Genomic DNA, 12,024 nt, shown 5'->3' with positions numbered 1-12,024 from the left:
GCTTTTTCATTTTGTCTATGCTTTAGGGTCTAGATGCCCAACAAGGTCTCCACTTCTTCTTCGTGATGCATTTCCTCTCCCATTATGTGACGAATGACATGGAAGGTTATGGGATCTTTGGCCTCTGTCTGCAGGAACTTGATGATATTGGCATATACCTCTATGGCTCCCTGCTCAGCAATGTGTACCCCCTTCAGTATTCCAACGTAGTCTGATCTGTCCTTGGGGATATCCACCTTGGGGTAGTTCGCCATCTTGGTTATGGCATCCCAATCATCGATGGGCTCCCCTCCAAGCTGGATAATGCGTTCAGCCAGCTCTTCGGAGTGTTCCAGCTCCTCCTTGGCTATCTCCTCCAGTTGGTCGGCAACAGTTTTAGCATGGATGCCCTTTACCAACATAGCTGCCGTTTTGTAGTAGAAATAGGCAATCAGCTCGTCTGCATAAGCCTTATTCAGCAGTTCTATCAGCTTGTCGACATGTGCCCCTACAAGTTCCCTCGTCTTTTGTGCCATTGCGATCTCCTCCTTTGAAATTTAATGTTTGCAGCTTTTATAAAATAATTTTAACTTAAATGTCCTATTTCTTCAATTTGCCCCGTCATGGTGACTGCTGATAGCAAAAAGGAAGTTTTTACAGGGACCTACATAAAGTCGAAATATAGTGGTATACTTGTAAAAAACGTAAATTAGACGATGAGAGATTTGAGAGATAAATCGTCAATGCGATATGCAGATCAGCAATCTGCAGGGAGGTCAGTAAAATGAGTGTAGTAAGGACCGAAGTCAAGTACGTATATCGCTTTGACGAGGGAAGTGCGGCTATGGTGTCCCTTTTGGGTGGCAAGGGTGCCAACCTGGCCGAGATGAAGAGGCTGGGTTTTCCCGTGCCCAACGGTTTCATCATCTCCACAGAAGCCTGTCGCGCTTATATGAAAGAAGGCCCACAGTGGTTGGATAGCCTGTGGCCTGCCGTAGTGGAGCACATGCATTTTCTCGAGCGCGCGACGGGAAAGACCTTTGGAGGTCGTGAGAATCCGCTTCTGGTGTCTGTTCGCTCAGGTGCCCCGATTTCCATGCCGGGCATGATGGATACCATATTGAATCTGGGACTAAACGACGAGACGACCGAGGCTTTGGCTGAAATTTCGAAAGACCTCCGTTTTGCTTACGACTGCTACAGAAGGTTTATCCAAATGTTTGCAGACGTTGTCTTGGGCATAGAGCTCAACTTGTTTGAAGGCGTCCTATCAGAGGTCAAGCAGAAGCTAAACGTCAAATACGATTATGAGATCCCCGCAGATGTCCTTCGTGACGTAGTGGATCAATTTAAGAACATCGTTAGATCAAAAATTGATCAGGCCTTTCCGCAGGACCCATGGATACAGCTTAAGATGGCCATTGAAGCAGTTTTCAAGAGCTGGAACAACAAGCGAGCCATTACCTATCGAAGGATCAGCAATATACCTGACGACCTCGGGACTGCTGTAACAGTGATGGAAATGGTCTTTGGGAACTTGGGGGAAGACTGTGGTACGGGGGTTGTCTTCACGCGCAATCCGTCAACTGGAGAAAAAGAGCTTTTTGGAGAGTTTCTTGTCAACGCTCAGGGAGAAGATGTGGTTGCCGGCATAAGGACGCCGCAGCCCATAGCGTTGCTCAGGGAGACTAATCCTAAAGTCTATGGCGAGCTTCTGAAGGTGGCCGAATCACTTGAGAGGCATTTTAGGGATATGCAGGACATAGAGTTCACGGTGGAAAGGGGAAAGCTTTACATCCTTCAGACCAGGAGCGGCAAGCGTTCTGCCAAAGCCGCCGTGAGGATTGCCTCAGAAATGGTGGCCGAAGGCATAATCGACGAGCGGACGGCTGTAAGCAGGGTAACCCCTAAGGAAGTAGAACAGCTGCTTCACAGGCAAATAGATCCATCAGTGCAGATATCCCCAATTGCGACCGGCATCGCTGCATCGCCAGGTGCCGCCGTCGGCAAGGTCGTATTCGATGTGGACGAGGCGGAAGAGCGCGGTAAAAACGGCGAATCGATCATACTCGTTCGGCCCGAGACTACCCCTGAAGACATTCACGGCCTTTCTATGGCTGCGGGGTTGCTCACCAGCAGAGGCGGTCAGACAAGCCATGCCGCCCTGGTTGCCCGCTCCCTTGGGATACCATGCGTGGTCGGATGTGAGGCAGTAAACATAGATTTTGCCAATGAGGCGTTTACCGTCGGTGAAGTTGCGGTTAAAAAAGATGATGTAATAACCATTGACGGGACAAGCGGAAACGTTTACCTCGGTGCGGTGCCCCTGGTCGATCCTTCCCTGCGCGAAAAAAACCTTACCAACTTGTTGGGTATGGCTGACAAATTTGCAAGGCTGCAAGTTTGGGCCAATTGCGATACTCCAAGTGAGGCAAGGCAGGCGCGCGAACTTGGGGCAAAAGGGATAGGATTGTGCAGGACTGAGCACATGTTCAGGGAGGCAAACAGGTTGCCCATAATGCAACAGGTCATTGTGGCAGATAGCAAGGATGAGAGGTTGCATGCCCTAGAGAAGCTCGTTACATTACAGAAAGGCGATTTCTTGGAAATCTTCAAGGTCATGGCAGGTTTGCCTGTGGTGATCAGGCTGCTCGATCCTCCTTTGAACGAATTTTTGCCCAAAGAACAAGATGTGACTAAAAAATTATTCCAGCTTAGATCTAATGGCGGCTCCGAGGGGGAAATCAAGCGTTTGGAGGCCCTTTTGAGGAGGATAGAGGCTCTCAAGGAAAATAACCCCATGTTGGGCTTCAGGGGTTGTCGCATCGGAGTTCTGTATCCGGAGATATATGAGGCTCAAGTAAGGGCCATCGTTGAAGCTGCCTGCGAACTCATGATGCAAGGTATCGACGTCAACGTTAAGATAATGGTTCCCTTAGTGGCAACCGGACAGGAGATGTGCATGCTTCGTTCCAACATAGAAAAGGTCGCAACTGCAACGGCTGGCAAGTATGGAGTTAATCTGCCTTGCAAAGTTGGGACCATGATAGAGCTTCCAAGGGCAGCGATAGTTGCCGACGAAATAGCCGAGTATGCCGATTTCTTCAGCTTTGGTACGAACGACCTCACTCAGACGACGCTTGGAGTGTCTCGAGACGATGCCGAGGGAAAGTTTTTGGCTGCTTACGTGAGGCTGGGCATATACATGGAAGACCCCTTCCACTCCCTGGATCGCAAGGGCGTCGGCACGTTGATGAAGATGGCCGTGGAAAGGGGCAAGGGTACCAACAAAGATTTGGAGCTTGGCATATGCGGCGAGCATGGCGGAGATCCATCTAGCATCGCCTTTTGCCATTCCATCGGCTTAGATTACGTCAGCTGCTCGGCCATGCGGGTTCCGGTAGCTCGCCTTTCTGCTGCCCATGCAGCGTTAGGCCTGTTAAACTAATTAAAGTAAGTCGTAGCGAGGATCCAGGCACGAGAAAGGTTTTACGTCGATGACAGGGGTGCCGTCGATCGCTTCAAGTCCAAGGAGGTGTATCTTTGGGCCATCGAGGGCGATAAGACGGCACCTGCTTGTTCCTAATCCATTAGGCCTCGCGGGCGAACAGGTAGCAAATACGCCGCGTAAGGGTGCGGAAATATCCCCTCGCGGATGTACCAAAAGATGTGCATTGTCGATATTCAAATGAAACAAAAATATGACCAATACTTCATCTTTTCCCTGCAGTCCAAGCAATCCTTCCTCGAATTCGGGATATATCTCTATGGTGCTCCTTAGATTGTAAAAAAGCTCGGTGCTTGCGGGCTCCTTGATGGAAGAGATTACTTTACCTATGGGGCGTATATTCCAGCTGTAAATTTTGGATGTCAATCTCTGTCACCCTTGATTGAACTTATCTGTTCCAAGAACTGCACATTGCGCCTTTGCTGATATTCTTCCGGATTGAACTTGCGCTTTGGGACGTAAGTCTCTTTCAGCAGAGGAGAAGAAATTAAATAGTCGGCCGTGGACCTGTTGCAGGCTGTGGGTATGTTGTAAACAACGGATATTCGAAGCAACGCCCTTACATCAGGGTCATGGGGTTGTACGTTTAATGGGTCCCAAAAGAAGATCAATATATCGATTAAACCCTCGGCAATGCGAGCCCCCAGTTGTTGATCTCCTCCCAGGGGGCCGGATTTGAATTTATGTACAGGTACTCCCAGCTCCTTTTCGACCAAGAATCCCGTTGTGCCTGTAGAGTAAAGTTCATGTTCTTTAAGAGTGCCTTTATTGTAAAGTGCCCACTCGATCAGGTCGCTTTTCATGCTATCGTGAGCTACCAGGGCTATGCGTTTTCTGTTCATTAGAAGTCATCTCCCTATTTCATTGCTTTAATATAAAATGTCAAGTGGTCATAAAATGCTATAATCACCATTGGGTGATGTCAAGTGCCAGATAACCTTAGGGAAAAAATCGATGAGACCTTTGTCCTTTTGTATTCTACGGCCAAATGGGGAATACTTTCCGTCATGGCAGGACTCGTTGTTGGTGGAGCTGCCTCGCTTTTTCTTTACCTTCTGGAAAAATCCATCTCCTTTGTGGCCGAATTGCCGTCGTGGCGATTTTTACTTCTGCCGCTTGGGCTTTTTTTGAGTGCCTTTTTGATCAGAGCGTTGGCTCCGGAAGCCAAGGGTCATGGCACCGAGAAGGTTATCGAGGCCGTCCATTTTAAGGAAGGGATAATTCCTCTGAGAGTTGTGCCGGTGAAGTTGGTTGCTACCATAATCACATTGGCCTCCGGGGGATCGGCCGGCAAGGAAGGTCCCTGTGCGCATATCGGTGGAGGATTGATGTCCTGGATGGCCCAAATATTCCGCCTTGACGTCGAAGACAGGAAAAAGCTAGTGGTTTGCGGCATCTCTGCCGGTTTTTCTGCGGTGTTTGGGACCCCCATTTCGGGCGCTGTGTTTGGAGTGGAAGTGCTTTATATAGGACAAATGCTTTACGATGTATTGTTGCCCTCCTTCATAAGCGGTATTATCGCTCGCATAGTTGCTTCAAGTTTCGGTATTTCAAGTTTAGCGGGGACAACTGTCTCCATATCACTTGATTGGAAGTACGTTGCCATGGCTATATTTGGCGGAGTTTTCTTCGGTTTGGTTTCCATTATGCACATAGAGATGTTAAATTACATCGAAGATAAATTTGCGAACCTTCGCGTCTCCTGGTGGAAGAAGCCGATTTACGGCGGGTTTATCCTCTTGGCGGTAGCCTTGATCTTTGGTACCAGGTATCTTGGACTTGGAATGGATACGGTCTACGATGCCCTGTCGGGAGACCGAATTCCATTGTTGGCGTTTGCGATTAAGTCCTTTGCTATGGCCATAACGCTTTCCTGCGGAGGAAGCGGGGGAGTGCTTACTCCTACCTTTTTTGTCGGGGCGACGGCGGGGGCTGCTTTGGCCCGCCTATTTAACGCTAGTCCCGCATTGTTCAGCGCTATGGGTTTGACGGCGGTGTTGGCAGGCTCGGCGAATACCCCCATAACCGCCAGCATCATGGCAATGGAGCTGATAGGTCCGCAGGCTACTCCACTGGCTGCTCTGGCTTGTGTCGTATCGTTTGTTGTAAGCGGTCACAGGAGCATATATTCGACCCAGATTTTGGCCAGACCCAAATCAAAAGCCTTTGAGATATCACCACTTCCCGACGGGAAAAATATCTTTAAAGTAAAACTTATGTCTTCCAAGGTGACGGTGATAAGATATATAAATATCTTTAAACAAAGATGTAAGCGCTGACATTAAATCGCAGTGCAATTTCATGTCGTATTAGCCATACTGGAAGTAAGGAGGATGAATTTAAGGGTGAGTAACAATTTGAACTTGGACGGATGCGATTTGGTAAAGCTCGCACTAAAGTACGGCACTCCATTGTACGTTTTTTCTCAGGGCATGATCGAGAGGCGTTGCAGGGAGATTAAAGAGCAGTTTTTGAATCGTCACGAAGGGTCTCATGCTTACTATGCCAGCAAGGCCTTTTTAACGCTTGCCATGTGCCAGATAATAGAAAAAGAAGGGCTTGGCCTTGACGTCGTTTCGGGTGGAGAGCTTCATCTGGCGCTGAAGGCCTCCTTTCCTGCAGAGAGAATCGTCCTGCACGGAAACAATAAATTGCGCCAAGAGATAGAAATGGCCGTTGAAAGTGGTGTAGGCAGGATCGTTGTAGATTGGGAGGGCGAGATAGACATCATCGATGAAGTCTCCAAAATAAAGGGGCAAAAGACGCCGATCCTGTTGCGGGTTACCCCAGAAGTCAAGGCTATGACCCATAAATACATCCAGACCGGCCACAGGGGATCGAAGTTTGGCATCCCGTTGGAGCGCATACCATATGTGGTTAAAAAAACCATATCTTTGTCGAACGTGGAGTTAAAAGGATTTCACTTTCATTTGGGATCCCAGATTGACGACTACAGAACATATCTCGAAGCCGTTGATGTGATAACTAAGCTAATGAGTGATTTGCGCGAAGGACTTGGATATACCACCGAAGAGCTGGATATAGGTGGCGGTTTCGGAATAGGAAACGGAGAGGGGAGCTTGACAAAGCCAATCTCCTATTTTACGGATCCGGCAATGGAAAGAATTAAAGCCAGATGTTTGACCTTTGGCTTGCCCTTGCCTTCGGTTGCCATTGAACCCGGAAGGTGGATAACAGGCGAGGCCGGGATCACTTTATATACTGTTGGCGCCATAAAAGAAATTCCAGGATCGTGCACCTACGTCAGCGTTGATGGAGGAATGGCCGATAACATCAGGCCCGCTTTATATGGTGCGAGGTATCGCGCAGAAGTGGCCAATAAGATGGGACGTGATAAGGATAAGATCGTTACGGTCGCGGGAAGGTGCTGCGAAAGTGGCGACATTTTGATAGAAGACCTTCCCGTTCCCGGGGATATCGAGCCAGGTGACATCTTGGCAGTCTTTAACACCGGGGCTTATAGCTACTCCATGGCAAGCAACTATAACATGTTGCCCAAACCTGCAGTCGTTTTTGTGGATAAGGGGGAAGATATATTGGTTGTAGAGAGGGAAACCTACGACAACTTACTTGTTAAACAAAGGGGGATTAGGAGTGCCCTTCGGGTATAACGGCAAAATACTGCATCTCGACCTTTCATCGGGGTCGATAGATGTTGAAAGCTTACGAGAAGAGTTTTATCGCACCTATATGGGTGGTTCGGGTCTTATTGGGTATTACCTGCTAAAGATGCTTAAACCCGGAACGGATCCCTTTAGTCCGGATAACGTATTGGTCTTCGCTCCGGGCGTGATGACGGGGGCTCCCCTGGGCGGAATGTGCAGGTTTGCAGTTGGCGCCAAATCTCCCTTGACCAATGCCTTTGGCCAATCTGAAGCAGGAGGGTTTTGGGGGCCCGAGCTCAAGCGTGCCGGCTTTGATGCCATCGTCATCAAGGGAAAGGCTGACAAGCCTGTATACATCTACATAGATGATGGGGACGTGAAGATCTGTGGTGCAGGTCATCTTTGGGGCAAAAAGACCGGGGAAGTTCAGGATATCATAAGGGCCGAGCATGACGACCCGGCAATACGTGTCGCGCAAATTGGCCCCGGAGGGGAAAACCTCGTCAGATTTGCCTGCATAACGAATGAGCTCAAGCACTTTAACGGCAGGAACGGCTTAGGTGCAGTCATGGGTTCCAAAAATTTGAAGGCTATAGCGGTTCGCGGTAAAAGACAGATCCCTGTAGCAGATCGCAAGCTCATGTCCGAGATATCAAAGAAATTTGGAACGTCAGTGATGGAAAACCCGCTGACAAGGGGACTTTACGAAAATGGCACGGCAGCGAGCGTTTTGGGAAACAACGCTGCAGGAATCTTGCCGACCAAGAACTTTCACTACGGCGAGTTTGACCGTGCAGACTTGATCTCCGCCAAGGCGATGAACGAAAAGATACTGGTCGCACGTGAAGGATGCTATGCCTGTCCCGTAAGATGTAAGCGGGCGGTTAAATCCGAACGCTTCTCCGTCGAACCACGATTTGGGGGGCCGGAATACGAGACCCTTGCCTCCTTTGGGTAGCTTTGCATGATAGATGACGTAGAAGTAATAGCCAAGGCAAACCAAATGTGCAACGAATATACCTTGGACACCATCAGTACAGGAATGACCATAGCCTTTGCCATGGAATGCTTTGAGGCTGGCATACTGACCAAGGAGGAAACCGATGGCATGGAATTAACCTTTGGCAACAGCGAAGCCCTCCTTGCAATGATAGATAAGATAGCTAAAAGGGAAGGCTTTGGCGATGTCTTGGCCGAAGGCAGCAAGAGGGCTTCAAAGATCATAGGAAGAGGTTCTGAGAAGTTCGTCTTGACCGTTAAGGGGCAAGAGCTTCCCATGCATGACCCTCGAGGAAAATATTCTGTAGGGCTGGCTTATGCCACCTCGGAAAAGGGCGCCGATCACATGGTTGCAGCTCACGATACGATGATAGCCTCGAAAGACCAATACAGCTTCTCCGAGATAGCGCCCTTTGGCATCCTTGAACCTGAAAAACCCACCAAGTTTTCCCCATTAAAGGTGCGAACCTTCGCCTACCTTACCGCGTGGTGGAGCTTTTTCAACGCAGCCGGCATATGCGATTTCGTGCCTGTGCCGAGAAGTTCCATGCCTGTAAATGACGTGATCAATGCCTTAAGTTCTTTTACCGGATGGAAGACCAGCCTCTTTGAGGCCGTCAAAGTTGGCGAAAGGGCCTTAGCCTTAGCCAGGGTATTCAACGCCCGAGAGGGTTTTGGCGTCGAAGACGACTTGTTGCCCGAAAGGTTGCACAGTCCGCTTCAAAACGGCGCCCTTAAGGGAAACTTTCTTCCCAAGGAGGATTTCCTGGAGGCCCTGCATCTTTATTATGCCATGATGGGTTGGGACGAAGGGGGAGTCCCTACCGAGGAAAAGCTGTTGGAATTGGGACTTGATTGGCTGGTCGAAGGCTATGGCAAAAGTGATCATATTTCAGGGCAATGAATTGATCGAGGAATATGTTGAATTAGATTCGCCGGTTACATTGAGGGAGCTTATCGCTAAGATCGGCCTTCCGAGGGAAAGCATTGGCTTTGCCATCTGCAAATCCAATTTTATCGCCTTTGATGATCTAGTCGATGTTGACGATGAGGTGCGCATCTTTCCCCCCTTAGGAGGAGGTTAAATAAATATGCCGCTAAATACGCTTTACGTGAAGAAGGGCTTTGAAAAAACCATTTATAATGGGCATCCCTGGATCTATAAAAACGCCATAGATAGGGTAAGGGGCGACTGCAGCCCGGGAGATTGTGTGGAAATTAAAGATTGGCGAGGGAAATTTTTGGGAATAGGTTACATAAATCCCGCTTCCTATATAACCGTGCGCATTCTGACCCGAAAAAAAGAGAACATCGATGGCCGCTTTTGGCGCGGGAAGCTAAAACAAGCCCTTGATTTTAGGAAGAAATTGGGCATCGATGCCTTGAATGCCTACAGGTTGATGTTCAGCGAGGCCGATTTTCTGCCCGGTTTGATAATCGATAAATTCAATGACTATCTGGTCATGCAGGTATTGACCCTGGGTATGGAAAGGGTTAAGGAAACGATAGTAAAGATCCTCGTAGACCTACTTCCCGTTAAAGGAATATATCAAAAAAACGATATCGCAGTCAGATCCATTGAGGGTCTCTCCATGGTTGATGAGCTGCTTTTTGGGGAGGTCCCCGAGGAGGTAGTCATCGACGAAAACGGAGTGCGATTTTACGTAAACATAGCCGGAGGGCAGAAGACCGGCCATTACTTGGACCAGCGCTGCAACAGGGCCCTTTTAAATCCCATATCCCGTGGTGCTCATGTCTTGGATGCCTTCTGCTACACTGGAGGCTTTGGTCTGAATGCCGCCAAGTTCGGGGCCAAAAGCGTTCTTGGGATCGATGCCTCCGAGGAGGCTATAAATGCAGCCAGGCGCAATGCCGGGCTAAATGAGGTCGGTGAAATCTGCAAATATGAGGTCGCTAATGTCTTCGATCGTCTGAGAGAGCTGGAAGAGAAAGGCATGCAATTCGATGTAGTTGTCTTGGATCCGCCGGCTTTCGCGAAGAACAAACGAGCAGTGGAAGGGGCTATCAAGGGGTACAAGGAAATCAATTTGAGGGCCATGAAGATTTTGAGAAACGGCGGTTTTCTTCTGACCTGTTCCTGCTCACATCATATTTCGTGGGATTTGTTCGAGGGGACCCTCTTGGAGGCGGCTAAAGATGCACATAAAAGCCTTCGCGTCGTGGCCAAGACGTCTCAGCCTTCCGACCATCCCGTTTTGATGGGCTTCGATGAGTCTTTATATCTCAAATGCCTCTTGCTGGAAGTTTCATGAGTTGTAATCACACATGTGCATTGTTACTCCTGTGCAGAAGCCTGTGAGACGATTGCCCTTTCTTTCTTTTTTATTATGGACACGAAGTACAAGCTTAATATAGGCAAAGCTCCAACCATCAACAAAGCCCATTCTAATCCAAAGTGGTCTCCAATCATGCCCAGAGGTGGAATTAGCAAGCCTCCCAATCCCCATGCAAAGCCCATTACGATGGAGCTTGCCATGGCCCTGGACTCGGGCATCCATTCCTGCGATATGGCGCCGGTAATTGGAGTTGTGGCTTCTATAAAAGCTGCGCCCAATGTAAACAACAACACGGACAATATGCCGTGCGTTATGGCTGCAGGAATCAGCAGTGCGCCTCCTATGGACATGCACAAAAAAATTAATTTGCCCTTGCTGGTGCGATCGGCAATGTAGCCGCCTATCAACGGCGATATAGATCTTGCTATCATTATGATGAACAACACCTTACCTACATCGCCGATGGTGCCTCCCTTTGCCGCAATTGCAATCGGCATGAAAAATTGAATGCCCTGGATGGATGTATCTCTCAGCGTGGCAACTGATAGAGGAGGAAACGTCGTTTTTATGGCGTGAAATATGGACTTAAGGCCCCTGTCGGTGGGGCTCATATGAACGCGCTTACCGGGGATGGAAGGGAAAAACTTAATTACCAGCATTGCGTACATTATGACCGGTATTGAAGTTACTATTGGCAAAAAACCCTCTCCCAATTTTTGATAGAGATAGGCGCCGTAAAGGGGGCTTAAGGCACTTGCCAATGTGCCACCCATGGAAAAGATGGAAAAGGCAAATGACAGGTTTTCCGGAGAAGACACATGGCCAACTGAGCCCTGCCCCTGCGGATGAAAGGTCGCGCTTCCCATTGCCCATAATCCCACGAAGAAAAAAGCCAAGGCATAGGTTGGAGACGAAGGGATTAGAGATGCACCTAACGCGGTAAAGATTGGTCCAATGAGTATCATGAATGGACGTGCGGTTTGGTCTGATGTATATCCGAGGACGGGTTGCATAAACGTATTAATTATTCCGGACAAAAAGGTTAGCATGCTCGCCTGAGTGATGGATAGCCCGAGCTTCATCATTAAGATTGGCGTGAAGGTCGGCAAAAAGGCAGCGTGCACGTCGTTTATGAAATGGCCCATCGTTAGGATTAAAAGTCCTTTGTAGGTGTTCATTTTTGAGTTTCCTGCGTTCAAGGTCATCCTCCCTTTGGAATTTTAAGAGTTTTTAAAGTATGTTATCATTTAGGTATGATATATCATAAAACATTTTTAATCTAGGAGGTGTTAGACATGCCAGTCATCACCGTAAATTGTCCTGTCTTAGATGTAGAGAAAAAGAGGGAATTGGTGAAGGGTTTTACGGAGATAGCCAGCAACGTAATGGGAATTCCTAAAGAGGCATTCGTCGTTTTGATAAATGAAAATCCGCATGAAAACGTTGGCGTTGGCGGGGCCTTGTTGGCTGATAGAGAAAAGGGCTGCGAAGAGGCTCCTGAGGAAAAACCTAAAAGAGGCGGATGCAGAAGAAAAAAAGCCGAAGCTTAGTTATTAGATCTATTAAAACACTTACACTCTAGAAGCAAGCCTGTCGTTCGTTTTTCGAACGACAG

General features: G+C 48.5%; 10 protein-coding genes and 1 pseudogene. 7 read left to right on the top strand and 4 right to left on the bottom strand.

Features of this window, described 5'->3' with window-relative positions:
* Nucleotides 1-29: 29 nt before the first annotated feature.
* Nucleotides 30-515 carry a ferritin-like domain-containing protein gene (locus tag BUQ78_RS05125; protein WP_014806001.1) on the bottom strand — a complete coding sequence of 162 codons (486 nt, stop codon included), beginning with the start codon at nucleotides 513-515 and terminating at the stop codon, nucleotides 30-32.
* Between the two features lie 248 nt (nucleotides 516-763).
* On the opposite strand from BUQ78_RS05125, the gene ppdK reads away from it, so the two are divergent.
* The gene (ppdK, locus tag BUQ78_RS05120; protein WP_074199491.1) at nucleotides 764-3,427 is read left to right on the top strand and encodes a pyruvate, phosphate dikinase; all 2,664 of its coding nucleotides are present in this window, start codon (nucleotides 764-766) and stop codon (nucleotides 3,425-3,427) included.
* On the opposite strand, the gene tsaA is transcribed toward ppdK, so the two are convergent.
* The gene (gene tsaA / locus BUQ78_RS05115) at nucleotides 3,428-3,853 is read right to left on the bottom strand and encodes a tRNA (N6-threonylcarbamoyladenosine(37)-N6)-methyltransferase TrmO (protein ID WP_074199490.1); all 426 of its coding nucleotides are present in this window, start codon (nucleotides 3,851-3,853) and stop codon (nucleotides 3,428-3,430) included.
* On the bottom strand, nucleotides 3,850-4,329 hold the full coding sequence (locus BUQ78_RS05110) for a methylglyoxal synthase (protein WP_074199489.1): 480 nt from the start codon (nucleotides 4,327-4,329) through the stop codon (nucleotides 3,850-3,852). Before BUQ78_RS05110 ends, tsaA begins: the two co-directional genes overlap by 4 nt.
* Before the next feature lie 84 nt (nucleotides 4,330-4,413).
* Here BUQ78_RS05110 and BUQ78_RS05105 point away from each other — a divergent pair, with 84 nt between their 5' ends.
* From BUQ78_RS05105 to BUQ78_RS05085, 5 genes and pseudogenes are all read left to right on the top strand, one after another.
* The gene (locus tag BUQ78_RS05105; RefSeq protein WP_074199488.1) at nucleotides 4,414-5,766 is read left to right on the top strand and encodes a chloride channel protein; all 1,353 of its coding nucleotides are present in this window, start codon (nucleotides 4,414-4,416) and stop codon (nucleotides 5,764-5,766) included.
* A gap of 66 nt (nucleotides 5,767-5,832) precedes the next feature.
* Nucleotides 5,833-7,119 carry a diaminopimelate decarboxylase gene (gene lysA, locus BUQ78_RS05100; RefSeq protein WP_200779694.1) on the top strand — a complete coding sequence of 429 codons (1,287 nt, stop codon included), beginning with the start codon at nucleotides 5,833-5,835 and terminating at the stop codon, nucleotides 7,117-7,119.
* Nucleotides 7,103-9,016: pseudogene (locus tag BUQ78_RS05095) on the top strand (aldehyde ferredoxin oxidoreductase family protein). The gene lysA and the pseudogene BUQ78_RS05095 overlap by 17 nt, the downstream one beginning before the upstream one ends.
* Nucleotides 8,985-9,197 carry a MoaD/ThiS family protein gene (locus BUQ78_RS05090; protein ID WP_041459719.1) on the top strand — a complete coding sequence of 71 codons (213 nt, stop codon included), beginning with the start codon at nucleotides 8,985-8,987 and terminating at the stop codon, nucleotides 9,195-9,197. The pseudogene BUQ78_RS05095 and the gene BUQ78_RS05090 overlap by 32 nt, the downstream one beginning before the upstream one ends.
* 6 nt (nucleotides 9,198-9,203) lie before the next feature.
* Nucleotides 9,204-10,385, top strand: coding sequence for a class I SAM-dependent rRNA methyltransferase (locus BUQ78_RS05085; protein ID WP_074199486.1), 1,182 nt, complete (start codon nucleotides 9,204-9,206; stop codon nucleotides 10,383-10,385).
* 23 nt (nucleotides 10,386-10,408) lie between these two features.
* On the opposite strand, the gene BUQ78_RS05080 is transcribed toward BUQ78_RS05085, so the two are convergent.
* Nucleotides 10,409-11,587, bottom strand: coding sequence for an MFS transporter (locus BUQ78_RS05080; RefSeq protein WP_318259521.1), 1,179 nt, complete (start codon nucleotides 11,585-11,587; stop codon nucleotides 10,409-10,411).
* 117 nt (nucleotides 11,588-11,704) lie between these two features.
* Here BUQ78_RS05080 and dmpI point away from each other — a divergent pair, with 117 nt between their 5' ends.
* Complete coding sequence (dmpI, locus tag BUQ78_RS05075) at nucleotides 11,705-11,959, top strand: 4-oxalocrotonate tautomerase DmpI (protein WP_014806011.1); 255 nt, start codon at nucleotides 11,705-11,707, stop codon at nucleotides 11,957-11,959.
* The last annotated feature ends 65 nt before the right edge of the window (nucleotides 11,960-12,024 follow it).

The organism is Acetomicrobium flavidum (genome assembly GCF_900129645.1).
Taxonomy (GTDB): domain Bacteria; phylum Synergistota; class Synergistia; order Synergistales; family Acetomicrobiaceae; genus Acetomicrobium; species Acetomicrobium flavidum.
Note: the sequence above shows the minus strand (reverse complement) of the source record. Positions and strands in the feature narration are given on the sequence as shown.

Bases quoted from the DNA above. Each gene is read 5' to 3' on its own strand.
- dmpI (WP_014806011.1), top strand. From the start codon at position 11,705: ATGCCAGTCATCACCGTAAATTGTCCTGTCTTAGATGTAGAGAAAAAG.
- ppdK (WP_074199491.1), top strand. From the start codon at position 764: ATGAGTGTAGTAAGGACCGAAGTCAAGTACGTATATCGCTTTGACGAG.
- BUQ78_RS05125 (WP_014806001.1), bottom strand. From the start codon at position 515: ATGGCACAAAAGACGAGGGAACTTGTAGGGGCACATGTCGACAAGCTG.
- BUQ78_RS05110 (WP_074199489.1), bottom strand. From the start codon at position 4,329: ATGAACAGAAAACGCATAGCCCTGGTAGCTCACGATAGCATGAAAAGC.
- BUQ78_RS05085 (WP_074199486.1), top strand. From the start codon at position 9,204: ATGCCGCTAAATACGCTTTACGTGAAGAAGGGCTTTGAAAAAACCATT.
- BUQ78_RS05080 (WP_318259521.1), bottom strand. From the start codon at position 11,587: ATGAACACCTACAAAGGACTTTTAATCCTAACGATGGGCCATTTCATA.
- BUQ78_RS05090 (WP_041459719.1), top strand. From the start codon at position 8,985: ATGGCAAAAGTGATCATATTTCAGGGCAATGAATTGATCGAGGAATAT.